Below are 24,019 nucleotides of genomic sequence, written 5' to 3' on the forward strand. Positions count from 1 at the left end.
CGGGCGCATAAGCGATCCGTTTCAAGGCTTTAGGCTTGTTTCTGTCGCAGCCGGCTCTGTAGGGTCGGGGCGACTGCAATGCTGATGAAGCGGATGTACCAGATGATTTCTGTCGGCCCCCTCGACCTCTCCGATATGCTCGAAGGATATCTCCTGACCTCGACCCTGCCGTATCGCAATGCCGCCGTGGCGGAGGTGGACGGCAGGACGCTGGTTTACCTCAGTGGCACGACGGTTGGCGGTACGCCGATCTTTGAACTGGACGCGAATGGCCAATTTAGCGCCATCGGGGACGTGACCGACGGCATGCCCAATGTCGAAGGCCTGTCGACGCTGATTTCGCATCAGGGGAAGAGCTTTCTGCTGATGGCCGATCCCCGCAGCTCCTGGGTCGCCTCCTATCGGATTGTCAGGTCGGGCGACAATGCGGGGGAGTTGCGGTTCGCCGATCTGGTCGGGAACAAGGATGGCTATTGGTTCGATGCGACTGACAATGTGGTGCCGTTCAAGATCGGATTCAGCCAGTATTTCGCCGTGGCGGAGCTCGATGCCCTGTCGGTTTTCAGGCTGGAGTATGATGGCGACATGACCTTTGTCGCCAGTGTCGGGCCCTCCGAGGTGCCCGAGATCGAGCAGATCGAGGATTCGACGACGCTGCAGATCGGCGACCAGACGATGCTTTTCGCGCATTGGGTGAGCGGGGATCCCCGGCTGAACTCAACCAGCGGTATTGTCAGCTTCGCGGTGGATGCGGACGGCACTCTCAACCTGCAGTCGAAGATGGAAATCTCCGGCATCAGCGCGCTCGACGATCTCTTTGCGGTGTCGGCGGGGGGCTCGGACTATCTGGTCGGCTACGACAACCTGAAGGACCGGTTCCTCGTTTACCGCAGCGATGCCGGGGGCGTGCTGGCCGAGGTGTCCTCGTTCGATCTGGACTATGGTTTCTTCAATCTGCGGACCGTCGAGGTGATCGAACTCGACGGAATTCAGATGCTGGCGGTGATCGACGGTGACCGCGATGAGCTGCGGCTTTACGGTCTCGACGCCGACGGTGGGGTGTCTCTGGTGCAGGAGGTGGTGGATGAGACACTGGGCGCCGCCGCCAACGGTCTGGCCTTCGCCGAGGTGGACGGTCACTATTTCCTGCTGGGAGACGGTGGGAGCTGGCCGCACGAAGATCTCGCCATGTTCTCGATGGAAATTGGCGGTGGCGATGATCTGCTGAAGGGCGGAGCCGGCAATGACGTTCTGCTGGGGCTTGCGGGCGATGATCGTCTGGTCGGCCTGGGGGGCGAGGACCTGCTGAAAGGCGGCATCGGGCGCGACGTGCTCAAGGGCGGGGCCCGGGCTGACGACCTCAGCGGCGGCGATGGGGCGGACCGGCTGTTCGGCGGCAAGGGGAACGATCTTCTGCAGGGCGGCAAGGGGGCCGACCGGCTGGTCGGGGATGCCGGCCGGGATACCGCCAGCTATGAGGGGTCTGCGGCGGGGGTCGGGGTGAACCTGACCACCGGGCTTGGAACGGGGGGGGATGCGCGGGGGGACGTCCTGCGGTCGGTCGAAAACCTGATCGGCTCGGATTACGACGATGTGCTGACCGGAACCGACGGGGCGAACAGTCTTGTGGGCGGCCGCGGCCGCGATGTTCTGGATGGCCTGCGTGGGAATGATCACCTCGACGGCGGCGGCGGTAAGGATCTGCTGCTGGGCGGCGCCGGTGACGATATCCTGTCGGCGGGGGCCGGGCGGGACCGGCTCGAGGGGGGTGCCGGGAACGATGTGCTGATCGGCGGCAAGGAGGATGGGTTCGATGGCGGCGATCTCTTGTTCGGCGGCAGCGGCGACGACATCATCATGTCCGGCTCCGGCTTCGACACTGCGAAGGGCGGCGCCGGCGCGGACACCTTCGTCTTCGATGACGACAGCCTCTACCTCAGGTTGCGCGACTTCACGCCGGGAGAGGACAGGATCGACCTGTCGGGGCTCGCGACGCTGGCCCGTTTCAGCCAGGTCAGAGAGGTTCTGGAGGAGGACAGCGACGGGGCGTTCATCCTGACCGAGGGCAAGATGATCCAGCTGATCGGGGTCGAAGTCGCCGATCTGACGGCGGACGACTTCCTGTTCTGACCGGACCATCGGGACCGGTCGAGCGGCCATCGCCTGCGGGCGGTGGCCGTTTGCGCCTTTTCGGGGCCAGCCACCTTGCCCGTGCTCCTGCGCTGGTCTATCACCCTCTCTCAATTCATTGAGTATCGCAGGACCTCCCATGCGCGCCGAGACGCAGAACATCGTTGCCGAGATCGAGAAATCGCTGAACCTTCTGGGCCAGCGGATGAACCGCGAGACCGCACCGCACCGGCTGGAAGAGTTCAACGCGCGGGTCGAGGATCCCAACCTCTGGGACGATCCCGAGGCGGCGCAGAAGCTGATGCGCGACCGTCAGCTGCTGGTCGATGCGATGGCCACCTATGACGGGATCCAGCAGGAGCTGTCGGACAATGTCGAGCTGATCGAGCTGGGCGAGATGGAAGAGGACGACGAGGTCGTCAAGGAGGCCGAGGAGGCGCTGAAGGCGCTGCGCGACAAGGCCGGTCAGAAGGAGCTGGAGGCGCTGCTGGACGGCGAGGCCGACGCCAATGACACCTTCCTGGAAATCAACGCCGGCGCCGGTGGCACCGAGGCCTGCGACTGGGCCTCGATGCTGCAGCGGATGTATGTCCGCTGGGCCGAGAAACACGGATATAAGGTCGAGCTGCAGTCCGAGGAACCGGGCGCCGAGGCGGGGATCAAGTCATGCGCCTACAAGATCAGCGGCCACAATGCCTATGGCTGGCTGAAATCGGAATCCGGCGTGCACCGGCTGGTCCGGATCTCGCCCTTCGGCAAGGGCACGCGCGAGACCTCCTTTGCCTCTGTCTGGGTCTATCCGGTGGTCGACGACAATATCGAGATCGAGGTGAACCCGGCCGATATCCGCATCGACACCTACCGTTCTTCCGGTGCCGGCGGCCAGCACGTCAACACCACCGACTCCGCGGTGCGGATCACCCACCACCCGACCGGCATCGTGGTGACCAGCTCTGAGAAATCGCAGCACCAGAACCGTGACATCGCCATGAAGGCACTGAAATCGCGGCTCTATCAGCTCGAGCTCGACAAGCGGAACGCGGCGATCAACGAGGCCCATGAAAACAAGGGCTCGGCCGGCTGGGGCAACCAGATCCGCTCCTATGTGCTGCAGCCCTACCAGATGGTGAAGGACCTGCGAACCGAACACGAGACCTCCGATACCAAGGGGGTGCTCGACGGCGATCTCGACGGGTTCATGGCGGCGACGCTGGCGATGGACGCCACCGGCAAGAGCCGGGCCGAGGCCCGTGGCGAGGTCTGAGCGGCCGCTTTTCACATCCTGACAGTGCTGGCGCCGTCCGTTTTCGCGGGCGGCGTTTTCCATTTTCTTCGTTGCGGCCACCGTCTGTGGTAGCCTTCCCTTATTTGAAACGGCGCAGGCCGGCTTTTTCGGGAGGGGGACTTTATGACGACGACTTTGACGGCGGTCTTCGACGGCAGCACACCGGTTGAAACGCTGGGGGACAGCAGGGAGTGGTTCGACGGGTTTCTGGGCTACTACAGCGTGTTTCACGGGGTGGAGGACGACCTGTTCCGCGCCCGGGTCACGTTGAGCGGCAGTGACTGGACGGTCAAGACCCTGCGCTTCGGCGCCACCAGCAGCAATGAAACCATCATCCGCGATGCCGATGACGGCAGCGATCGCAGGATCGACTTGCTCGAACTCGGCTATAATTCGGATGTGGAACTGATCTCCACCCGGGTGCGCTATGTGATGGGCTGGGACGGCGACAAGCATGTTCTGGTGCTGGGCGACAAGCAGGCGGGATCGGTCAGCAGCATCAACCTCTATGCGCGGGAAAACGTCGTGACCACCGGCAATGCCTGGGTGCAGAGCCTGGATACCGGCGGCCCCGGGGCGATCGGCGACAGCATCCGCATCGGCAGCGGTGGCGCCGGGACGGTGGACACCGGCGACGGGGCGGATCGCGTCGTCACCGGCAGCGGGTATGTCGGTGCGATCTGGACCCATGACGGCAAGGACACCGTCAAGACCGGCGGCGGCTTTGTCGAGATCGTTCACACCGGCGACGGCAATGATAAGGTGACCGCGCTTGGCGGCGTGGGGACGATCAAGACCGGCGCGGGGGCGGATGTCGTCGCCACCGGCGGCGCCTGGGTCGATCTGATCTCCAGCGGCAGTGGTGACGATACCCTGCGTGTGGGCAAGGGCGGCGCGGGTCTGATCCAGCTGGGCGAAGGCGATGACAAATTGCAGCTGAAACCCATGGCGCCGGAGGCGGCGGTGACGGTGATGGGCGACGGTGGCAGCGATACGCTCGATTTCTCCAAGTTTCGCCACGGCATCGTCTTCACCCTCGACAGCGATGGCGCCTGGCAGAACCCGGCGGCGCGGGGCGGCAGCCTGTCGCTGGGCGGGCAGGGCTATGTCCGGGAAACCTCGGTGGAAAACCTGACCGGCAGCAACAAGGCCGACCGGCTCACCGGCGATGAGGCGGGCAATCTTCTCAACGGGCGCCGGGGCAACGACGTTCTGGCGGGCGGCGCTGCGGATGATGTGCTGATCGGCGGCGGCGGCAGCGACCGCTTCATCTTCGGCGCCGATGGCGGCACCGACCGGGTCAGGGATTACCTCCGCTCTGCCGACCGGTTGCAGATCGCCGATCATGCCGGCGGCTTCGATACGCTGACGATCGGCGATCAGGGGGAGGATCTGCGCATCGCCTATGACGGCGGCGTCATCCTGCTGAGCGGTCGGGCCGGTCTGGATTTGGGCGCTGCGGATTTCGATTTCATCTGATCTGGTCTGCATGGCGCGCGCGGACACGCGGAGGGTTTTCTTGCCCCTGCGCTGGTTCTACGGTGAGGCGAGTCCCCCGAAGTCCCCCAAGTGAGCCGAAGAGAATGACCCTGACCCGAGAAAGCGCAACCCGTCTGCTGGCCGATCTGGCCGCGCATCGCCTGTCGGCCGCCGAGCTGATGGAGGCGACGCTGGCGCGCATCGATGCGGTGAACCCCGCCGTGAACGCCATCGTGGCGCTGCGCGACCGCGACGATCTGATGGCCGAGGCCCGCGCGGCCGATCAGGCGCCGCGCCGTGGCCCGCTGCATGGCCTGCCCATCGCGGTGAAGGATCTGGTCGACGTGGCCGGCATCGTGTCGTCGCACGGCTCGCCGAACCTGGCCAATTTCGTGCCGAAGGCGGATGACATCCTCGCCGCCCGGCTGCGGGCCGCCGGCGCCATCCTGATCGGTAAGACCAACGTGCCGGAATTCGGCCTGGGGTCACATACTTTCAATCCGGTCTATGGCGCCACGGTGAACCCTTATGACACCTCGCTCAGCTGCGGCGGGTCCTCCGGCGGGGCGGCGGTTGCGCTGGCCACCGGCATGACGGCGCTGGCCGACGGCTCCGACATGATGGGGAGCCTGCGCAACCCGGCCGCCTGGAACAACGTCTACGGCTATCGCCCGAGCTGGGGGCTGGTGCCCTCCGAGCCGCGCGGCGATACCTTCCTGCACCAGCTGGCGACGCTGGGGCCGATGGCGCGCAGCCCCGAAGATATCGCGGTGCTGCTGGATGTCATCGCCGGCCCCGATCCGCGCCAGCCGCATGGGGTGCCGCATCAGCCCATCGCGCCGCTGGAACCTGCGACGCTGAAGGGGCTCCGGATCGGCTGGCTGGGCGACTGGGGCGGCGCCTATGCGATGGAGGCCGGCATTCTCGATCTCTGCGACGGGGCGGTGAAGGTCTTCGAAGAGCTCGGCGCCCATGTCGAGGAGCTGACGCCGCCGTTCTCCTCCGCCGCGCTCTGGGACTCCTGGATCACCCTGCGGTCCTGGCAGGTCGGCATGGGGCTGGCGCCGCTGATGGAGCAGCCGGCGCAGCGCGCCAAGTTGAAGGACAGCGCCATCTGGGAGACCGAACGCGGCCTGGCGATGAGCGCGGCAGAGGTGCACCGCGCCAGCGTCACCCGCTCGGAATGGTTCCGCAAGGCCGCGGCCCTGTTCGAGGATTACGATGCGCTGATCCTGCCGACCGCGCAGGCCTGGCCCTTCGATGTCGATCAGCCCTGGCCCGCCGCCATCGCCGGCCGGCCGATGGACACCTATCACCGCTGGATGGAGGTGGTGATCCCGATCAGCCTGATCGGCCTGCCGGCGCTGGCGGTGCCGGGCGGCTTCGGGGCGCAGGGATTGCCGATGGGCATCCAGATCTTCGGCCGCCGTGGGGCGGACCGGCAGATGCTGGCAATCGGTGCGGCCTATCACGCGGCCACGCAATGGCCGCAGAAGAGGCCCGCCATGTAGCGACTGACCCAAGGGAGGAGGACCCAAAGGGATGGAGAAAGAACTGGGGGTGCCGCCGCTGCGGCCGATGAGCTTTGCCATGCTTGGCGAAGCGCTGAGCTGCGGTTGGCGGGATTTTCGCCGCGCGCCGCTGTGCGGGCTGATGTTTTCGGCCTTCTACGTTCTGGCCGGGTGGACGATGGCACTGATCACCTATTCCACCCAGACCACCTTCTGGCTGGTGCTGGCGGCGATCGGCTTTCCGCTGATCGGCCCCTTCGCGGCGGTGGGGCTTTATGAAATCTCGCACCGGCTGGAACGCGGCCTGCCACTGCAGCTCGGGGCGGTGATGGGGGTGGTCCTGCATCAGAGCCGGCGGCAGCTGCCATCGATCTGCGCCATCATCGTGGTGGTCTTTCTGTTCTGGTTCTTTCTGGGGCACATGATCTTCGCGCTGTTCCTCGGGCTGTCGACGATGACCAATATCTCCTCGTCGTTTGAGGTGTTCCTGACCTTCGAGGGGATCAAGATGCTGGCCTTCGGGTCGCTGGTGGGTGCGCTTTTCGCCCTGCTGCTCTATATGATCACCGTGCTGGCGCTGCCGCTTCTGCTGGATCGTGAGGTCGATTTCGTCACGGCCATGATCACCAGCTTTTCCTACGTGCAGCAGAACCCGCTGCCGATGCTGGCCTGGGGGGTGTTCATCGCGGTGATCACCTTCGCGGCAATGCTGCCGGCGTTCCTGGGGTTGCTGGTGGTGCTGCCGTTGCTGGGGCATGCGACCTGGCATGTCTATCGTCTGGCGCGATTGCCGGAGGCGGAGGCCGCGGAGATGACGGGCGAGGTGGAGATCGCCTGAGGATGCCGGCGGAGATGTCCCGCGGTCGCCGGGTGGCAGATCAGCTTTCCCGCCCGGCCGCCGCGAGCTGCCGTTGCAGCGATGCGGCGCGGGCGTCGCCCTTGTCCAGCGCGAAGACATAGGCCTGGGTGAGGAAGAACCAGCGCTCGTCCTCTGTCGCGGCGCCGTGCGCGGCGTCGCAATAAAGGCCGATCAGCCGGCCCTTGTCCCCGGCCGTATGGGCTGCGAGCAGCTGGTCCTCGAGGGCGGCGCGCTCGGGAGAGAGGGGGGCGGGCGTCGTGGCACTCACTCCGCCGCCCGGTCGAGCGCGCGATAGGCCTCCATCTGCATGGCGACCCAGTCGTGGAACAGATGCGTCGGCCCGTCCATCGCCGGAGAGAACCGTCCGCCGTCGAAACCCGGCGCATGGCGGCCGCGCTGCATGCCCTCGACCACGAAGATGTCCTCCTCGAACACGGTCTTCCACAGGGCGGCGTTGCGGGCCCGCAGCTCTGCGTCCGTCTCGGGGGCGGCGTAATAGAGATGCACCTGCTCCACCGTCCGGTCCAGCGCCTCGGGCCGCAGCACGATGGCGAAGGCATGATCGCGATGGACCCCGAGCAGTACGTTCGGGAAGACCGAGGCATATTCCGCCGCCGTGTCCCATTTCGCCGGCAAGGCGGCAAAGTCGGGAAACTGCGCCCCCTCCGCGCCGGTCAGCTGGCGATAGACCCGGGTGCCCTGACCGGAATACCGGCCCGCCACTTCGATGTGATAGTGGTCCTCCAGTCGCGAATAGCTGTTCAACCCGGGATGGACCCAGGGCAGGTGATAGCTTTCGCAGTAGTTTTCCACCGCAAGCTTCCAGTTTGCCGCGACCGTCAGTTCGAAACGGCTCTCCGCCCCTCCGTGGAACAGCGGCCGGTCGAAATCCGCCCAGCGGCCGATCAGATCGGCCTGGGCCTCCTCGAAAGCGGGGGCATCGCCGCTGACGTTGATCCAGACGACATCGCGCCAGATATGGCTGCGCACTTCGACCAGCCCCAGGGTGGATTTGTCGATGTCCTCATGGGTGTTCTGGCCCGGCCCGCCGACATGCGGGGTGCTGACCAGCCGCCCGTCGGTGCCGTAGCACCAGGAATGATAGGGGCAGCGGATCGCGCCTTCGATTCGGCGCGGTTCGGACACCAGGATCATGCCGCGATGCCGGCAGATGTTCTGGAACACACGCACGCGTCCCTGCCGGTCGCGCAACAGCAGCAGCGGCATGCCCAGAAAGCTCAGGGGCAGCGCATCGCCCGGCTGCGGCACATCGGCGGCGACCGCCAGACCGGCCCATTGCCGGCAGAGCAGGGCGGCGCCTTCCTCGGCAAAGAGCCGGGCATCGGTGTAGTGGGCATTCGGCAGACCGTTCGCCTGCGCCAGCGGCCGCCGCACGGTCGAGAGATCGGAAAGCGGCTGGGTCGGGGTGTCCTGCATCGGGGTCTCCTCTCTGTCGGAGACCAGTGCAGCGCGAAACCCTCTGCCGCGTCCGTCCCGCATGCGACAGCAAAGGTCGCAAACGGGCGCCGGGCGGCTCAGCGGAAGGCTGCGTCGATCTGCAGGAGCCTTCTGTGGAAGGGCAGGAGCTCATCGGCGCTGCGAAAGCCGGTGCCGCGGGCGGCGGCCAGAATGGTGCCGGTGTCGCGGCCCAGGTGTTCGAACACCATCCGGGTGATCCGTGTCGCGGTCAGCGATTCCCGCATGCTGCGGGTGGTGTAGCCGACCCAGAAATTGTTTTCGAAGGAGGAGACCCTCGACATGTAGTTGTAGGAGCCGGTGAGGCTGTTGCGTCGCGACAGCATCATCGCCAGACCGTCTTCCTGCTGTGAGATATAGCCGCGGAATTCCCGCGTGCGGGCGTCCACCGGCAGGCCCTGGGCACGCATCGCCTCTTTCGCCTCGAACCCGCGCACCACGGTCAGCCCGCCTTCGCGCAGGGCATACATCACCCCCACGACGAACAGCGACTGATCGGTAAAGCTGCGCCGCGAGAACCGGTAGAAGCCGGAAGGAAACTGGGATTCGGGAATGAGGACCGAGGATTTGCCCATGAACTCGGCCAGAAACGGGCTGCCCAGCAGCTGGGTGTTCTCGGTGAGCCGTTCGACCGGTTCCAGCAGGATGCGGGCGTCGACATCGAAGAATCGGCAGATCCGGTCGAGCACATCGGGGCGCGGAAAGCTCTCGCCGGAGAGGTAGCGGTTGAACTGGGTCCGGTTGATGTCGAGCTTGCGGGCCAGATCGGAGATCGAGCTGTACTGCTTGGCGAGGGCCCTGAGATTGGACCCGAACATGTTTCTCAGCTCGGCGGGGGAGCGCGATGTCTTTTGCATGACCGGGTCGAACGTTCGTTAAAGATGTTTCTTGTGTATAGGAAACCAGCTAAAGATGTAGCGTTCTCGTCTTCCGATATCACAGTTCACGGCAGGGGTCGACACGTTCCCTGTCAGGTTGACGCTAAGTAGTGTCAAAATTGACCTCTGTTGACACAAATTCACCGCGTGAGACACAGGATTTGCCATATTGTGTCCGCCCCGTTTCGGCCCAAACTTATCCCATGTGCGGAGCGGGGTCTGGACGATGTTTGGTGTAGTTCTTTGGTGTGACTCCAATGAAGACAAGGCCGTGATCTGGTGTGAGGATCACGGGGAACTGGCCTATTACCGACAGAGCGGGGCGGAGAAATCCGTCTCCTTGGATGCCGGTGACTGGGTGCAGTTCGATGTCACGACGGAGCGAAAGATGCGCTATGCGCATAATCCGCGTCTGGTGGCCGAAGGCGTGTTCGACGGTCTGGCGCAGTCCCTGGGCCGTCCGGCCGGCCCGGCACGGGAAATGGCGCCGGGGCATACGCAGGTGGCCTGTCCGGCCCAGGCCGAGGGGGCGGAAATCATCCGATTTTCCCCGGCAAAAAAGCGCCGGACAAAAGCCGGTAAGCCGGAACTGAGCTGGGTCTGAGCCGCAGCCGGTCCTGAAAACGCAAAGGGGACGGTGACGTTCGGGGAAGAGGAGCCCCCGGACGCAATACCGAGAGGCGGGGATCAGGACCGGCGGGCGCCCGGCAGACCTGGGCCAAGGTGCCGTCGGCACCGGCGGCTCGGGGCAGTTTTCTGGCTGCAAACTCTGGCGAGAGCAGCGGTCAGGTCGACGGCCCGCGTGGCACGCGCTGTGCCGGGGCCGTCTGTCTGGCGGTCTGCGGGGCGCTCAGTCGCCGCGCAGCAGGGCGGCGACGCCGGTACGCGCCACTTCGGTCAGCCCCAGGGGGCGCATCAGATCGGAAAACGCCTCGATCTTCTCCGGCGCGCCGGTGATCTCGAAGATGAAGCTGTTCAGAGTGCTGTCGACCACATTGGCGCGGAAGATATCCGCCAGCCGCAGCGCTTCGACGCGCTTGTCGCCCTGGCCCACCACCTTGAGGATCGCCAGTTCGCGCTCGACCGAGGGGCCTTCGACGGTCAGGTCATGCACCTCATGCACTGACACGATCCGGCCCAGCTGCGCCTTGATCTGTTCGATCACCTGCGGGGTGCCGGTGGTGACGATGGTGATCCGCGACCGGTGGCCGGTGTGATCGACCTCGGCCACGGTCAGGCTTTCGATGTTATAGCCGCGCCCGGAGAACAGGCCGATGACACGGGCCAGCACGCCGGGTTCGTTTTCCACCACCACGGCCAGGGTGTGACGCTCCATCACATCCGAGAAGGTCGGGCGCAGGTTATAGGCGGAATGCTTGCTCGCGCCTTTCTTGATATGTAGGGCAGACATCTCGTCCCTTTCTCTGTCTCGTCGACTGCCAAGAGAATTCGAAGTTTCTTGGCGAAATTCTTCGAAGAATTTTGCTTACACCATCGTTGCGCCCGCGGCGTCGATGACGCCATGGGTTTCGGCTTCGCCCAGGAGCATTTCGTTATGGGCCTTGCCGGAGGGGATCATCGGGAAACAGTTTTCATGCTTCTCGACCAGGCAGTCGAACAGGACCGGCCCGTCGTGATTGATCATCTCCATGATGGCATCGTCCAGATCGGCCGGATCGGAACAGAGGATCCCCTTGGCGCCGAAGGCTTCCGCCAGCTTGACGAAATCGGGCAGCGCCTCGGACCAGCTGTGGGAATAGCGCGAGCCATGCAGCAGTTCCTGCCATTGCCGCACCATGCCGAGCCGCTCGTTGTTCAGGATGAACTGCTTCACCGGCAGGCGGAACTGGGCCGCGGTGCCGAGCTCCTGCATGTTCATCAGCCACGAGGCCTCGCCGGCGACGTTGATCACCAGCGCGTCCGGATGGGCGATCTGCACCCCGATCGAGGCCGGGAAGCCATAGCCCATGGTGCCGAGGCCGCCGGAGGTCATCCAGCGGTTCGGATCCTCGAAATTCAGGAACTGCGCCGCCCACATCTGGTGCTGGCCGACTTCGGTGGTGATATAGCGGTCGTGATCCTTGGTCAGCGCCTCCAGCCGCTGCAGCGCATATTGCGGCTTGATGGTCTTTTCGCTGGGCTTGTAGGCCAGGCAGTTGACCTTGCGCCACTTTTCGATCTGCGCTTGCCAGCCCCTGACCGCCTCGACATTGGTTTTCCGCCCGCGCGCCTTCCAGACTTTCAGGATGTCTTCCAGCACATGGCCGACATCGCCGACGATCGGGATATCGACCCGGATGATCTTGTTGATCGAGGAGGGGTCGATGTCGATGTGCGCTTTCTTCGATTTCGGGCTGAAGGCGTCGGTGCGGCCGGTGATCCGGTCATCGAACCGGGAGCCGATGGCGATCATCAGATCGCAGTCGTGCATCGCCATATTCGCCTCGTAAAGCCCGTGCATCCCCAGCATGCCCAGCCAGTTCGGACCGGACGCCGGATAGGCGCCGAGCCCCATCAGCGTCGAGGTGATGGGAAAGCCGGTGGCGTCGACCAGTTCGCGCAGCAGCTGGCTGGCCGCCGGGCCGGAATTGATGACGCCGCCACCGGTATAGAACACCGGGCGCTTGGCGGTTTCCATCGCGGCGACCAGTTCGGTGATCTCTTCCAGATCGCCCTTGACCTGCGGCTGGTAGTGCGAGGTCGACCGTTTCGGCGGCTGATAGGTGCCGTTGGCGAATTGCACGTCCTTGGGAATGTCGATCAGCACCGGGCCGGGACGGCCGGCGGTGGCGACATGAAATGCCTCGTGAATGACGCCCGGCAGCGCATCGGTGTCCTTCACCAGCCAGTTGTGCTTGGTACAGGGGCGGGTGATGCCGACGGTATCGGCCTCCTGAAAGGCGTCGGAGCCGATCATGAAGGTCGGCACCTGGCCGGTCAGGACGATGATCGGGATCGAATCCAGCAGCGCGTCGGTCAGCCCGGTGACGGCATTGGTCGCCCCGGGGCCGGAGGTGACGAGAACGACGCCCGGCTTGCCGGTCGAGCGGGCATAGCCCTCGGCGGCATGCACCGCGCCCTGTTCGTGACGCACCAGAATGTGGCGGATGTCGTTCTGCAGGAAGATCTCGTCATAAATCGGCAGCACCGCGCCGCCGGGGTAGCCGAATACCGTGTCCACACCCTGATCCTTCAGGGCCTGAACCACCATCTTTGCTCCGGTCATCTCACGTGTCATCTGCTTTGCTCCATCCGCGACATCGCTTGTCTTGGTCCGTGCTGCGCTGGGATCAGCGCAAAAAAAAGCCCCCGTTTCAACGAGGGCGCATGGGTCAGATTATGGTCTACCGTTACCGGCCCATGCGCGTGTGTCCTACGATTACGATTAGTGCGGCCATTGCCACGGGCTCCTTTTACGATGGGTCGCAACTTAGGAGCGGCGCAAAGGGGCGTCAACCTGCAAAATGCGGCTGAATCTGTCTTCGCGGCAGGGAAATGCGATACTTTGTTGCGGCAAACCGGCGCGGCGGCGCAATCTCGCGCAATCGGGGCGGCTCCGGCGGCTCAGAGTCGGAGGGCGCCGGTGCCCTGTAGCACCCCGTGCTCCAGCGCATAGCGGGTGAGTCCCGCGGTCGAGGAGATGCCGAGCTTGCGCTTGATGTTCTTGCGGTGGGTTTCCACCGTACGCACCGAGATCTCCAGCGCCTGGGCCACTTCCTTGTTGGACTTGCCCTGGGCCAGTTGCAGCAGGATGGTCTGTTCCCGGCCGGTCAGCGGCTCGCGCCCGGCGCTTTCGTCGGGGGTCAGCGATCCGCGTGCCCCGGTACACAGGTAGCGCTCGCCGCGCATCACCGCGTCGATGGCCTGTTTGATCTCTTCGGTGGGGACGTCCTTGAGCAGATAGCCCATCGCCCCATGGCCGAGCGCGGAGGAGATATATTCCGGGCTGTCGTGCATCGACAGGATCAGCACCCGCGCGTCCGGCGCCCGTTCCAACAGCATTTCGGTGGCGCTGAGCCCGCCGAGCTTTGGCATGTTCAGATCCATCAGGATCACGTCGGGGCAGAGCGTGCCGGCCTGTTCCACCGCGGCGCGGCCGTCGCAGAGCGCGCCGACCACCTCGATGTCGTCATAGCTTTCGAGGATGGACTCAAGACCCTCGACCACCATCGGGTGATCGTCCACGATCAATATGCGCACAGGCTTGGTCATGAAACGGCCTTGGTCATGAAACGGGATCCGTTGTGGGCGCCGGGCTCTGCGGCGCGGTTGTTTCCTCTGGCGGCAGCAGATGGCTCAGCGGCAGGCTGGCGACGATGGTGGTGCCGTTTTCCGCGCCGCGTGATGACAGAAGCCTGAGGGTTCCGTCAAGCTGATCGATCCGTTCCTGCATGTTGCGCAGCCCCAGACCGGGGCCACTGCGGTCTGCCTGGGCAGGCAGGCCGCGGCCATTGTCGGAAATCCGCAGCGTCACCCCCTGTTTGTGGCCGCGCAGATCCATCCGGACCAGGGTGGCGCCGGCGTGCCGCTCGATATTGGTGAGCGCCTCCTGCGCGATCCGGTAGAGCGCGATCTTGGCTTCCTGATCCAGCCGGTTGCGGAAAACGACGGTGGTGAAATCGACGGTGATGCCGGTGCGCTCCTGAAAGGTCTCGGTCAGGGCCTTCAACGCCGGGCCGAGCCCGAGATCGTCGAGCGCACCGGGCCTGAGATCGCGGCTGATGCGGCGCACCTCGGAAATGGCGCTGCCGAGATAGTCGATCCCCTTGTCGAGCGTTTGTTCCGCAGCCGCCGTCTCGCCCCGCGACAGCCGGCGGCGGGCATTGTCGAGCGCATAGCGCACGCCGACCAGGATCTGGCTGATCCCGTCGTGCAGCTCGCGGGCGACCCGGCCGCGTTCCTCCTCCTGCGCGTCGAACACCCGTTGCGTCAGTTTCTTCAGCTTGGCGTCCGCCAGCCGGCGTTCGTGGATGTTCAGCGCCATGCCGGAGCCGAAGACCAGAAACAGCGCCGCCAGGGTGATGCCGCCGATATAGAGAAATGTGCGCCGGATTCTGGCCTCGACCTCGGCGCGGGCGGCGGCGACCGAGGCCAGGACGTCGTCGATGAAAACGCCGGTACCCACCGCCCATTGCCAGTCCTGCAGCCCCAGCACATAGGTGATCATCCGCGCCTCCTGGCCGGTGGAGGGCTTCGGCCAGAGATGTTCGTGCCAGCCGGCGCCCTGCCGGGCGATGCGGATGAAGGCGTCGACGGTGGGGGTGCCTTCGCTGTCGGTCAGCCCGGCCCAGTTGCGGTTGATGAAATCGGTCTGGCGCGGCGAGACCAGATTGTTGCCGTCATAGTCGTAGACGAAAAAGAACCCTTCCTCGCCATAGATCATCGCGGCGAGGATTTGCAGCACCCGTTCCTTGGAGCGTTCGTCATCGGGCGCGGCCGGGCCATAGACGAAGTAGAAGGCGTTGCGCGCCTGGGTGACGTAATTGCGCAGCTCCTGCTTCTTCGCCTCGATCAGCTTGGTTTCCAGTGACTTGATCTCGCTTTCCGCCAGCTGCCGGGCCTGGCCGGCGACCAGGACGGCAATGGCGCTGGCCGCCAGAATCAGCGGCAGCGCCGCGGCCAGCAGCAGCTTCTGGCGGTAACTGGGGCGGAGTAGGGGGCGCAGGCGATCCATGGCCGCACCATTGCCTGGCCGACGGCGCGAATCAATGGCTTAGGATGCTGCAATGCGGCGTCGCACGGGTGATTCGATTCTGCGTGAAAACTCGTCAAAATCGCCATTTTCCTGCCAGTTTTCTGCGCCGACTACGTACAACTAGGTATTCCGCGCCTGCCGGACTGCGGCTAACTTGCCTCCATCTGTCCCGCCAGCGGGGCCGAGATCTGTTTTTAAGGGGAGGAAAACCGAAATGGATCGCCGTTCTTTTCTGAAGACGTCCGCACTGGGTGGCTCTGCCGCCGCCGCCACTGGTCTGGCCGCGCCGGCCTATGCGCAGGGCAAGCGGACGCTGACCATGGTCACCACCTGGGGCCGCGGGCTCGCCGGGGTGCATGACAGCGCGCAGTATTGCGCCGACATGATCACCTCGATGACCGATGGCCAGCTGACCGTCGACCTAAAGGCCGCCGGCGAACTGGTGGGCGCTTTCGAAGTGTTCGACGCCGTTTCCTCGGGTCAGGCCGACATGTATCACGCGGTCGACTATTACTTCCTGGGTCAGCACCCGGCGCTGTCGTTCTTCGCCAACGTGCCCTTCGGGATGACCTTCCAGGAATTCAGCAACTGGTACTACCACGGCGGTGGCCAGGGCCTGCAGGATGGCGTCTATGAGATCTTCGGTCTCAAGGCCTTTGCAGCCGGCAACACCGGCCCGCAGTCCGGTGGCTGGTTCCGCAAGGAAATCCACGGGCCGGAAGACTTCCAGGGCCTGAAGTTCCGCATGCCGGGCCAGGGCGGCCTTGTGCTGGGCAAACTGGGCGCCAGCGTTCAGAACCTGCCGGGCTCGGAAGTGTATCAGGCGCTGTCCTCGGGCGCGATCGACGGTACCGAGTGGATCGGTCCCTGGGCGGACGAAAAGGCCGGCTTCCAGGAGATCACCAAGATCTACTACACCGCAGGTTTCCATGAATCGGGTCCGAACCTGTCGCTGACGCTGAACCGCGATGTCTATGACTCGCTGACGCCGTCGCAGCAGCAGATCGTGGCGCAGACCGCCGCGGCCTCGAACATCTGGACCATGTCGCTGTTCATGGCCAACAACGGTGCGGCGCTGCAGCGCCTGCAGGCCTCGGGCGTGAAGATCATGGAATTCCCGGATTCGGTCTGGGATGCCTTCGGCAAGGCCTCGGTCGAGGTGATCGCCGAGCATATGGACGATCCGATGTATGCCGAGATCCACGAAAGCTACATGAAGTGGATGAAGTCCTCGGCCGACTGGATCCAGCGTTCGGAAGGCGCCTACACCCAGCAGCGTAACCGCGTTCTGGCCGCCATGTAAGCGCGTCCCGGGCGACGTTTCGGGTCCCCGCCGGGAGGTGGGGACCTTTTTGGTCCCGAGAGCGGTGACCGGGCAAAAGACCCGGACATCAAACCGCAGCGGCCCCGCAGGGGGACCGGCCGGGACATCCGACCAACACGACGGGGAGAGAACCCATGCAGGAGGGTGAGGCCGTAGGCCTTGTTGACGTACTTGCTGCGCTCGGCAACGGGGTGCTGTTGCTGGTTCAGAATATCGCCATGTCCTTCTACAACTTCGGCTATGCGGTGACGCATCCGGCGCTGTGGCTGGACTGGTCCGACAAACAGGCGATCATGCGCTTTGTCTATTACGGCGGATCGGTTGAGTTCTTTTTCGTTGTGTTCACCGCCTTCTTGCTGCTCACGCTGGTCGGTCTGCTCTGGCGGCCGGCGATGTGGGGCAGTGTCCGGGTGCTGGAGGGCTTTGCCAATACGGTGGGCCGGTTCTTCGCCTGGGCTGGGCTGCTGATGGTGCTGCAGCAAATCCTGATCGTCTTCGTCCAGCGTATCTTCGCCCGGCCCGATATCGCCATCGGCCTGGGCATTCCGCTGCAGATGGACATCAGCTGGTTCGCCGAAGAACTGAAGCTTTACAACGCGATGGTGGTGACGCTCTGCGTTGCCTATGCCTTCGTGCAGGGGGCCCATGTGCGGGTCGACCTGTTCTATTCCGTGGTCAGCTACCGCACCAAGCGGATCATCGACATGATCGGCGCGCTGATCTTCATGATGCCGATGGCGGTTCTGGTCTGGATGTACGGCTGGTTCTTCCTGTGGCGGCATCTGATCGTGCCGAAACCCTCGGCCAGCGATCAGCTCGACCGTCTGCTGATGAAGTCGCGGGCGCTGCGCTGGAACGTGGAGACCATCGGCTTCAGCCCGAACGGATTCAACGGCTACTTCCTGTTCAAGATCCTGCTCTGCGCCTTTGCCGGCATGGTCTTCCTGCATGCGATCGCCGTGTTCTACCGGGCGTTCCTCGAATTCCGAGAGGGGCCGGAGAGCGAAAACAAATTCCTCGACAAGGATAGTCTTGGCGAGGGCGAAGAAGCCTATGAAGGCGCGCATTAGAGCTAAGGGGCAGTCAAAATGCTATTCGGTCTTGATGGCGTCGAACTCGGCCTGATCATCCTGTTTCTCTGCCTCTTCGGAGGCATCCTGTCCGGCTTTCCGGTGGCCTTCGCCATCGGCGGCGCCGGGGTCATCTCCTTTGCGATCATCGCCGCGCTGGACAGCGCCGGGCTGCTGATCCACCAGGCGATCGATACCGGCTCGCAGGCTTATCACGATCTGATCGGCGCCGGGGTGCGACCCGATGCGATATCGGTGTTCCGATACCCGGACTTGCCAAGGATCGCCGAGCCGGTCTTTACCGGCGGCTGGCAGCAGGCGATGGATCGCAACATCTCTTTTATCGTCAACCGCATGAACGAACGCGTGCTGGCCGGCCAGTCGATCGAGACGCTGCTGGCGGTGCTGATGTTCGTGCTGATGGGGATCACCCTGGAACGCTCGAAGATCGCCAACGATCTTCTGACCACCATGGCGCGGGTGTTCGGCCCGCTGCCGGGCGGTCTGGCGGTGTCGATCGTTGTGGTGGGGGCTTTCCTCGCCGCCTCGACCGGGATCGTCGGCGCGACGGTGGTGACCATGGGGCTGCTGGCGCTGCCGACGATGCTCCGCAACAACTACTCGCCGGAACTGGCGACGGGGGTTATCGCGGCTTCGGGGACGCTGGGGCAGATCATTCCACCCTCCATCGTCATCGTGCTGCTGGGCACCCTGGCCGGCGATCTCTATGCCACCGCGCAGGAGACCCGGGCGAACCTAGCCGGCTGTACCGACGCGCTCACCTATCTGGGCGAGCCGGCGGTGGTCTCGGTTGGCACCCTGTTCCAGGCGGCGCTGCTGCCGGGCATCCTGCTGGCGCTGCTCTATGCGCTCTATGCCTTCGGCTATGCGCTGCTGAACCCGCACAAGGCCCCGGCGGTGTCGCTGGAGGGCGGGCAGAACGAACCGATCACCCGGGCCGAGGCCCTGGGCTGGTTCCTGGCGGCCCCCATCGGGCTGATCGGCGGCGCGATCCTGCTGGCCAATGTCGGGCTGGTGGGCAGCCAGGATCTGACGGTGTCGAGCTACTCCAACGTCGGTGAGGCGGCGAGCCTGCGCACCAATGTGTCGGCGGAGTGCAAGGCCTCGATGATCGAGCTGCACGGCCAGTCGGCCTGGGACAAGGCCGTCGAGGAGCAGAAGGTGATCGACGCCTCCGGCGGCAGCCTGGAAAGCCACAAGCTGACCGACAAGGAACTGGTTCAGGCCCGCGCCGACAAGATCGCCAACGCGGCGCCGATCGGCACCGGTATCGCCGTTCTGATCGTGATGCTGGGCCTGGTGCTGGCGCTGGCGCGCGGCATCTCGCCGAGCGCCGATCCCAAGCCGCTGATCATCGGCGCGGTGGGGCTGTTGCTGGCCGCGCTGGTCGATGTGACGCTGGTGGCGCCGACGACCTCCTCCGGGGTGACGGTGCTGCTGATGATCCTGCCCTTCGCGCTGGCGCTTTACGGTGCCAAACACGGCGCGGCGCGGCTGGGCCAGAACGATCTGATCCGGGTGGTGTTTCCGCCGCTGGTGCTGATCGTCGCGGTGCTGGGCTCGATCCTGGGCGGCATCACCAACCCGACGCCGGCCGCGGCGCTGGGGGCGGGCGGGGCCATCATGCTGGCTGCCTATCGCAGGCTGCAGGACGAGGGCCGGTCGGGCCGGGTGATCATCTGGTCGACCTTCGCCATCATCATCTGCGTGCTGATCGGGGTGAACTTCGACCTGCGGATCAACCAGCAAGATGCCGGTGTCGAAAGCTGGATCGCCTTCTTCGCCGCCTATGGCACCTATCTCTATGCCATGTTCGGGCTGCTTTACGGCTGCTGGGTGCTCTATGCGGGTGGTGTGCTGACACCGGTGGTGCGGGAGACGGCCAAGGTGTCGTCGATGGTCTTCACCATCCTGATCGGCTCGCAGCTGCTGAACCTGGTGGTGATCTCCTTCGGTGGCGAGCATTACATCCAGCAGTTCCTGAAGAGCTTCGACAACGAGTTCACGGTCTTCCTGATCGTGATGCTGGTGCTCTTCGTGCTGGGCTTCGTGCTCGACTTCCTGGAGATCATCTACATCGTCATCCCGATCGTCGGGCCGGTGATCTACGGCGGCTCCTTCGATCCCAAATGGGTGACGATCATGGTGGCGGTGAACCTGCAGACCTCCTTCCTAACCCCGCCCTTCGGCTTCGCGCTGTTCTATCTGCGCGGGGTGGCGCCGCCGGAGGTGACCACCGGCCATATCTACCGCGGGATCCTGCCCTTCGTGCTAATCCAGGTGGCCGGGCTGGCGCTGCTGTGGTTCTTCCCCGGCATCGTGACCATCGTACCGGACCTGATGCCGAAGTAATCGGAACGGTCCGACCGGATCGGAGAGGGGCCCTGCGGGGCCCCTTTTCTTATGCCGGGGATGGGGGCAAGGGCGCTGCCCCGCTGCGCCTGGCTGCGCATTCACCCCGGGATACTTGCAGCCAGAAAAAGCCCCCGGGGAACGGGGGCGGCGCTGGCGCGATCGGGGGCGCGATCAGGTGAGAGAGGTTCAGCCGCCGGTGGGGCGGCGGTCGGGCAGGGAGATATTGGCGACCTGCTCGGCGATCGGATCGGTCGAGAGCGGATGGGTGGTGGCGGAGAAGGCCTCAGGATCGGTCATCTTCTGCCAGCGGCCGCCGTAATAGACCTCAAGCCCGGAGAAATTCGCCTTGTAGCCCATCTTCGGGCTGCCCGGCACCCAATAGCCGAGATAGACGTAGGGAAGGTCGTTTTCGCGGGCGATCTCGATATGATCGAGGATCATCCAGGTGCCGAGAGAGGCGCGCGGCAGCTCCGGCGTGTAGAAGGAATAGACCATGCTGACGCCGTCATCGAGCACATCCGTCAGGCTGACCGCGATCAGTTCCCGCGTGGCGGGATCGCTGTATTCCACCACCCGCGACCGGATCGGCGTTTCCTCGATCATCGCGGCGAATTCGAACACGTCCATGTCGGCCATGCCGCCATCGGCGTGGCGGGTGTCGAGATAGCGGCGGAACAGGTCGTACTGATCCTCGGTCGCCCAGGGGGAGGTGGCCCGGCGCGCCAGATGGGCGTTGCGCTTGGCGATCCGCTTCTGCGTCTTGGAGGCCTGAAACGCCCGGACGTCGATCCGTGCCGACAGGCAGGCGGAGCAATCGGTGCAGGAGGGGCGGTAGAGTACGTTCTGCGAACGCCGGAAGCCCTGTTGCGACAGCGCATTGTTCAGACGATCCGCGCCTTCGCCCTGAAGCGCGGTGAACAGCTTGCGTTCCATCCGGTCGGCCAGATAGGGGCAGGGTTGCGGGGCCGTCACATAGAACTGCGGTGCAATCGGAAGCGTGTGGCGCATGGGTCTCCCGCGTCTCGTGTAACGGGATGATAACAAGCGATTCCCTACCCGCCAAGGGGCGATTGCGGCGGGCGGGTGGCGCGGTGGCCCGGGTCAGACCCGGGCGCGGCGGTTCAGGGCGACGGTGTTCAGGACGATGTCGGGCAGGCCCTGGCCTCGGGCGCCGGTCAGCATCATCACGATGGAGATCAGCTGCAGCAGCGGCAGCGCCATGCAGAGGCTGAAGCCCAGCGTGTGCAGCACTGCCAGCCCCAGGTCGAAACGGGCGCCGCCGGCGTCGCGCATCTCGATCCCGGCGAAGCGCATGCCCCAAGTGGCCGAGCCGTTGGCCAGTGTCACCACCCGGTAGGCGAAGCCGAGGGCGAGAAACAGCAGCGGCCAGATCAGCAGTCCGACAAAGGCGGTCAGCAGAACGCCGCCGGCGCAAAGCAGCAGGGTGACCGCGGTATCGATCACCCAGGCGATCAGCCGTTTCGCGGGGACCGACTGGTAGAACTGCGGCTGGCGGTCGGGATCGGGCAAGTAAGACATCGTCACAAAGGGTCCTGTGGGTCCTGAAACCGGTTGGTGGTCCGGCCGAAGCCCCGGGAGACCCGGGGCTGGCTTGGGTAAGAGGGACGTCCCCTGGGGCGGGGGCGTCCGGGGACGTCCGGCGGGGTCAGAGACCCGCGGGCCTGTCGTCGCGCCTGTCGTCGCTGTCGCGCAGGGCGTCATCCTCAGCCGCGTCGGCGGCGGTGGCGGCGCGGCGGGCGCGATCGTCCATGAACTGGTCGAATTCGGCCTTGTCCTTGGCCTCGCGCAGACGTTCCAGGAAGGCTTCGAAATCGCCCTGTTCCTGCTCCAGCCGGCGCAGGGTTTCTTCCTTGTAGGCGTCGAAGGCGCTGTTGCCGGTGGAGGCCATCGGCCCCATGCCGCAGCGGCCCATGGAGCGGTGACCGAAGCCGTGGCGGTGGCGGGCGTGGCGGCGGCTGCAGGACGAGGTGAACATGCGTTTACTCCAGATCATGTAGAAGAGAGTGGCAAGCCCGACGGGCCAGAAAAAGACGAAGCCCAGCACCATGACAGCGATCCAGGCGCCTTTGCCCTTGCTGTCCAGCCAGTCTTCGGCCCGGGAAAGCCAGCCGTAACGGGCATAGCCGGGGGCCGGGTCGGTGAGGGTGGTCATGTCGGTGTCTCCAGATCAGATGCAATGTGAATGCTTTTCACATTACCGAAGATCGGAATGCAGCCGCCGCTTTGCAAGAGGGGATGTGAATGTTTTTTACATTATTTTGGTTCTCACTTTGAAACCAGCGGCTTGCGGGTTATTCCTCGCGCTCGAATAGACCCAGGTTCAGGTCGTCGAGATGCTCGATCCGCAGCACCGACAACGCGCCGGTGCCATCGGGCAGGAAGTCGATCCGCGAGATGGAGCCGGCCGGCTGGTTCTCGGTGAACGGGTGGACGATGAAGGTATCGCCATCCCAATGCTCCATCGCCAGATCCTGTCCGTGATCCTGCGGGCCGAGGTGCAGCCGCAGGCCGCCGTCGCGGGCGGTGACGATGGCGGGACCGAAATAGCCGTTGCCGTAGCGCCCGACATAGACCGAGTCCGGTTGCGCGGGGGCTGGAGCGGTTGGGCGTGGCACGCCGACCAGGCTGCCGACAGGGGCGGAGACCGGCGCCATCAGCGCGGCGTAGCCGGCCAGCCAGTCGCGGCTGTCCAGGCCCAGTTCCACCCGGTCGGCGAAGCTGGCGGCAATCGCCTCGGCAGCGCCGGTGGGCAGGGCGTTGGTCAGCACCACGATGCCGAGGTCGAGATCGGGGATCATCAGATAGGTGGTGGAGGCGCCGAGCGCGAAGGCGCCGGAATGGCTGAAGGTGACGCGGCCGGAGGGGCGGACACCGACGCCGAAGCCATAGCCATAGGTGCCGGCGCGGGCGTCTATCGTCAGCGGCAGCCCGTCGGTCATCTGCGGCGCCAGCGCCGGGCGCAGCGCTTCCACGTCGATCAGATCGCCGCCGCCGGCCAGCACCATCGCCATCCAGCGCGCCATATCGTGGACGCTGGAGCTGACGCCGCCGGCCGGGCTCTGGGCGTCGGGCTGACGCAGGTCGGCCACCACGAAGCTGTCACCGTTGCGTATATGGCTGGCGGCGCGGTTGTCGCGGGCGCGGTAATCGTCATAGCGCGAGCTGGTCGAAGCCATGCCGAGCGGGGCGTAGAGCGCCCGTTCGGACAGGCTGGCCCAGTCGGTGCCGGTGGCGGTGGCGACCGCCAGCGCGGCGGCGGTCAGACCGAAGTTGGTATAGGCGTAATGGGCACGGAACGGCGCCTGCGGCAGCATCCCCAGCCGCGACAGCACGGTGTCGCGGTCATAACCCAGATCCTCGAGATCGTCGCCGGCATGATCGGGCAGGCCGGAGCGATGGGCATAGAGATCGCCGACCGTGACATGGGCGCTGACCCAGGGATCGCCCAGATCGAATTCGGGCAGGTAGCTTTGCACCAGGCTGGTCCAGCCGACCCGTCCGGCGCTGACCTGGGAGGCGATCACCGTCGCCCCCACCGATTTCGACAGCGAGGCGAGCAGGAAGACGGTATCGGCATCGACCGGATCGGGGCGGTCGACGGCGCGCTGGCCGAAGCCGCGGGCATAGACGGTCTGACCGCCATGCACCACCGCGATGGCGAGGCCGGGGATGCCGCTGCGGGCCAGAACATCGGCGCCGAGATCGTCGAGCGTGGCGATGGCCGCGTCGATTCGCGTCTCCGGCACCGGCAACAGCACGGTCTGGGCCGGCGCGGGCATCGGATCGGGCAGGGCCAGCGGGGGAAGGTCGGGTCCGGCCTGCAGGGGCGCGGTCAGCCCCAGCACCAGGGCGAGCGCCGCGGGGGCGCTGAAACGGTTCAAATACAATGTCTTGTCCTTCGTAGGGTGGGCGCGC

Annotated in this window: 20 protein-coding genes; 9 read left to right on the forward strand and 11 right to left on the reverse strand. The window is 65.1% G+C overall.

The window, feature by feature from the left end; genetic code table 11:
- Positions 1-78: 78 nt before the first annotated feature.
- From QO033_RS01355 to QO033_RS01375, 5 genes are all read left to right on the forward strand, one after another.
- Positions 79-2,130, forward strand: coding sequence for a calcium-binding protein (locus QO033_RS01355; protein ID WP_284479118.1), 2,052 nt, complete (start codon positions 79-81; stop codon positions 2,128-2,130).
- Between the two features lie 139 nt (positions 2,131-2,269).
- Positions 2,270-3,394, forward strand: coding sequence for a peptide chain release factor 2 (prfB, locus tag QO033_RS01360; RefSeq protein WP_284479119.1), 1,125 nt, complete (start codon positions 2,270-2,272; stop codon positions 3,392-3,394).
- Positions 3,395-3,538: 144 nt separating this feature from the next.
- Complete coding sequence (locus QO033_RS01365; RefSeq protein WP_284479120.1) at positions 3,539-4,894, forward strand: calcium-binding protein; 1,356 nt, start codon at positions 3,539-3,541, stop codon at positions 4,892-4,894.
- Between the two features lie 104 nt (positions 4,895-4,998).
- On the forward strand, positions 4,999-6,405 hold the full coding sequence (locus QO033_RS01370; protein WP_284479121.1) for an amidase: 1,407 nt from the start codon (positions 4,999-5,001) through the stop codon (positions 6,403-6,405).
- A 31-nt stretch (positions 6,406-6,436) separates the two neighbouring features.
- Positions 6,437-7,243 (forward strand): DUF2189 domain-containing protein, encoded by an 807-nt coding sequence (locus QO033_RS01375; protein ID WP_284479122.1) that lies wholly within the window; start codon positions 6,437-6,439, stop codon positions 7,241-7,243.
- Between the two features lie 40 nt (positions 7,244-7,283).
- On the opposite strand, the gene QO033_RS01380 is transcribed toward QO033_RS01375, so the two are convergent.
- The 3 genes from QO033_RS01380 to QO033_RS01390 form a co-directional block, all read right to left on the reverse strand.
- Positions 7,284-7,532 (reverse strand): hypothetical protein, encoded by a 249-nt coding sequence (locus QO033_RS01380; RefSeq protein ID WP_284479123.1) that lies wholly within the window; start codon positions 7,530-7,532, stop codon positions 7,284-7,286.
- Positions 7,529-8,701: an aromatic ring-hydroxylating oxygenase subunit alpha gene (locus tag QO033_RS01385; protein ID WP_284479124.1), complete on the reverse strand. Its 1,173-nt coding sequence runs from the start codon at positions 8,699-8,701 to the stop codon at positions 7,529-7,531. The genes QO033_RS01380 and QO033_RS01385 overlap by 4 nt, the downstream gene beginning before the upstream one ends.
- Positions 8,702-8,799: 98 nt before the next feature.
- On the reverse strand, positions 8,800-9,558 hold the full coding sequence (locus QO033_RS01390; protein ID WP_284479125.1) for a helix-turn-helix domain-containing protein: 759 nt from the start codon (positions 9,556-9,558) through the stop codon (positions 8,800-8,802).
- Positions 9,559-9,889: 331 nt separating this feature from the next.
- Between QO033_RS01390 and QO033_RS01395 the strand changes: the two genes are divergently transcribed.
- Complete coding sequence (locus QO033_RS01395) at positions 9,890-10,222, forward strand: hypothetical protein (protein ID WP_284479126.1); 333 nt, start codon at positions 9,890-9,892, stop codon at positions 10,220-10,222.
- A gap of 246 nt (positions 10,223-10,468) precedes the next feature.
- Here QO033_RS01395 and ilvN read toward each other — a convergent pair whose 3' ends face one another.
- The 4 genes from ilvN to QO033_RS01415 all read right to left on the reverse strand — a co-directional run bounded on the left by ilvN (position 10,469) and on the right by QO033_RS01415 (position 15,292).
- Positions 10,469-11,029 carry an acetolactate synthase small subunit gene (gene ilvN / locus QO033_RS01400; RefSeq protein ID WP_284479127.1) on the reverse strand — a complete coding sequence of 187 codons (561 nt, stop codon included), beginning with the start codon at positions 11,027-11,029 and terminating at the stop codon, positions 10,469-10,471.
- Between the two features lie 75 nt (positions 11,030-11,104).
- A complete protein-coding gene (locus tag QO033_RS01405) occupies positions 11,105-12,856 on the reverse strand; it encodes an acetolactate synthase 3 large subunit (RefSeq protein WP_284479128.1) in 1,752 nt (583 codons plus the stop codon).
- 326 nt (positions 12,857-13,182) lie between these two features.
- Positions 13,183-13,830: a response regulator transcription factor gene (locus QO033_RS01410; protein WP_284479129.1), complete on the reverse strand. Its 648-nt coding sequence runs from the start codon at positions 13,828-13,830 to the stop codon at positions 13,183-13,185.
- Between the two features lie 13 nt (positions 13,831-13,843).
- Entirely contained in the window at positions 13,844-15,292 is a 1,449-nt protein-coding gene (locus QO033_RS01415) for a cache domain-containing protein (RefSeq protein WP_284479130.1), read from the reverse strand.
- A 235-nt stretch (positions 15,293-15,527) separates the two neighbouring features.
- On the opposite strand from QO033_RS01415, the gene QO033_RS01420 reads away from it, so the two are divergent.
- The 3 genes from QO033_RS01420 to QO033_RS01430 all read left to right on the forward strand — a co-directional run bounded on the left by QO033_RS01420 (position 15,528) and on the right by QO033_RS01430 (position 20,080).
- On the forward strand, positions 15,528-16,616 hold the full coding sequence (locus QO033_RS01420; protein ID WP_284479131.1) for a TRAP transporter substrate-binding protein: 1,089 nt from the start codon (positions 15,528-15,530) through the stop codon (positions 16,614-16,616).
- A gap of 155 nt (positions 16,617-16,771) precedes the next feature.
- Positions 16,772-17,707, forward strand: a complete 936-nt coding sequence (locus QO033_RS01425) for a TRAP transporter small permease subunit (RefSeq protein ID WP_284479132.1) — start codon at positions 16,772-16,774, stop codon at positions 17,705-17,707.
- 18 nt (positions 17,708-17,725) lie between these two features.
- Positions 17,726-20,080: a TRAP transporter large permease gene (locus QO033_RS01430; RefSeq protein ID WP_284479133.1), complete on the forward strand. Its 2,355-nt coding sequence runs from the start codon at positions 17,726-17,728 to the stop codon at positions 20,078-20,080.
- A gap of 189 nt (positions 20,081-20,269) precedes the next feature.
- Here the strand turns inward: QO033_RS01430 and QO033_RS01435 are convergent, their stop codons facing one another.
- The 4 genes from QO033_RS01435 to QO033_RS01450 all read right to left on the reverse strand — a co-directional run bounded on the left by QO033_RS01435 (position 20,270) and on the right by QO033_RS01450 (position 23,991).
- Positions 20,270-21,091 (reverse strand): arginyltransferase, encoded by an 822-nt coding sequence (locus QO033_RS01435; RefSeq protein ID WP_284479134.1) that lies wholly within the window; start codon positions 21,089-21,091, stop codon positions 20,270-20,272.
- 93 nt (positions 21,092-21,184) lie between these two features.
- Positions 21,185-21,622 (reverse strand): RDD family protein, encoded by a 438-nt coding sequence (locus QO033_RS01440; protein WP_284479373.1) that lies wholly within the window; start codon positions 21,620-21,622, stop codon positions 21,185-21,187.
- 127 nt (positions 21,623-21,749) lie between these two features.
- Positions 21,750-22,256 (reverse strand): DUF2852 domain-containing protein, encoded by a 507-nt coding sequence (locus QO033_RS01445; RefSeq protein ID WP_284479135.1) that lies wholly within the window; start codon positions 22,254-22,256, stop codon positions 21,750-21,752.
- A gap of 139 nt (positions 22,257-22,395) precedes the next feature.
- The gene (locus QO033_RS01450) at positions 22,396-23,991 is read right to left on the reverse strand and encodes a serine hydrolase (protein ID WP_284479136.1); all 1,596 of its coding nucleotides are present in this window, start codon (positions 23,989-23,991) and stop codon (positions 22,396-22,398) included.
- Between the last annotated feature and the right edge of the window lie 28 nt (positions 23,992-24,019).

The organism is Pseudodonghicola flavimaris (genome assembly GCF_030164425.1).
Classification (GTDB): Bacteria; Pseudomonadota; Alphaproteobacteria; order Rhodobacterales; family Rhodobacteraceae; genus Pseudodonghicola; species Pseudodonghicola flavimaris.

Bases quoted from the DNA above. Each gene is read 5' to 3' on its own strand.
- QO033_RS01415 (WP_284479130.1), bottom strand. From the start codon at position 15,292: ATGGATCGCCTGCGCCCCCTACTCCGCCCCAGTTACCGCCAGAAGCTG.
- QO033_RS01385 (WP_284479124.1), bottom strand. From the start codon at position 8,701: ATGCAGGACACCCCGACCCAGCCGCTTTCCGATCTCTCGACCGTGCGG.
- QO033_RS01375 (WP_284479122.1), top strand. From the start codon at position 6,437: ATGGAGAAAGAACTGGGGGTGCCGCCGCTGCGGCCGATGAGCTTTGCC.
- QO033_RS01355 (WP_284479118.1), top strand. From the start codon at position 79: ATGCTGATGAAGCGGATGTACCAGATGATTTCTGTCGGCCCCCTCGAC.
- QO033_RS01425 (WP_284479132.1), top strand. From the start codon at position 16,772: ATGCAGGAGGGTGAGGCCGTAGGCCTTGTTGACGTACTTGCTGCGCTC.
- QO033_RS01405 (WP_284479128.1), bottom strand. From the start codon at position 12,856: ATGACACGTGAGATGACCGGAGCAAAGATGGTGGTTCAGGCCCTGAAG.
- QO033_RS01435 (WP_284479134.1), bottom strand. From the start codon at position 21,091: ATGCGCCACACGCTTCCGATTGCACCGCAGTTCTATGTGACGGCCCCG.
- QO033_RS01430 (WP_284479133.1), top strand. From the start codon at position 17,726: ATGCTATTCGGTCTTGATGGCGTCGAACTCGGCCTGATCATCCTGTTT.
- QO033_RS01445 (WP_284479135.1), bottom strand. From the start codon at position 22,256: ATGACCACCCTCACCGACCCGGCCCCCGGCTATGCCCGTTACGGCTGG.
- ilvN (WP_284479127.1), bottom strand. From the start codon at position 11,029: ATGTCTGCCCTACATATCAAGAAAGGCGCGAGCAAGCATTCCGCCTAT.
- QO033_RS01420 (WP_284479131.1), top strand. From the start codon at position 15,528: ATGGATCGCCGTTCTTTTCTGAAGACGTCCGCACTGGGTGGCTCTGCC.
- QO033_RS01370 (WP_284479121.1), top strand. From the start codon at position 4,999: ATGACCCTGACCCGAGAAAGCGCAACCCGTCTGCTGGCCGATCTGGCC.
- QO033_RS01365 (WP_284479120.1), top strand. From the start codon at position 3,539: ATGACGACGACTTTGACGGCGGTCTTCGACGGCAGCACACCGGTTGAA.
- QO033_RS01390 (WP_284479125.1), bottom strand. From the start codon at position 9,558: ATGTTCGGGTCCAATCTCAGGGCCCTCGCCAAGCAGTACAGCTCGATC.
- QO033_RS01440 (WP_284479373.1), bottom strand. From the start codon at position 21,622: ATGTCTTACTTGCCCGATCCCGACCGCCAGCCGCAGTTCTACCAGTCG.
- prfB (WP_284479119.1), top strand. From the start codon at position 2,270: ATGCGCGCCGAGACGCAGAACATCGTTGCCGAGATCGAGAAATCGCTG.
- QO033_RS01410 (WP_284479129.1), bottom strand. From the start codon at position 13,830: ATGACCAAGCCTGTGCGCATATTGATCGTGGACGATCACCCGATGGTG.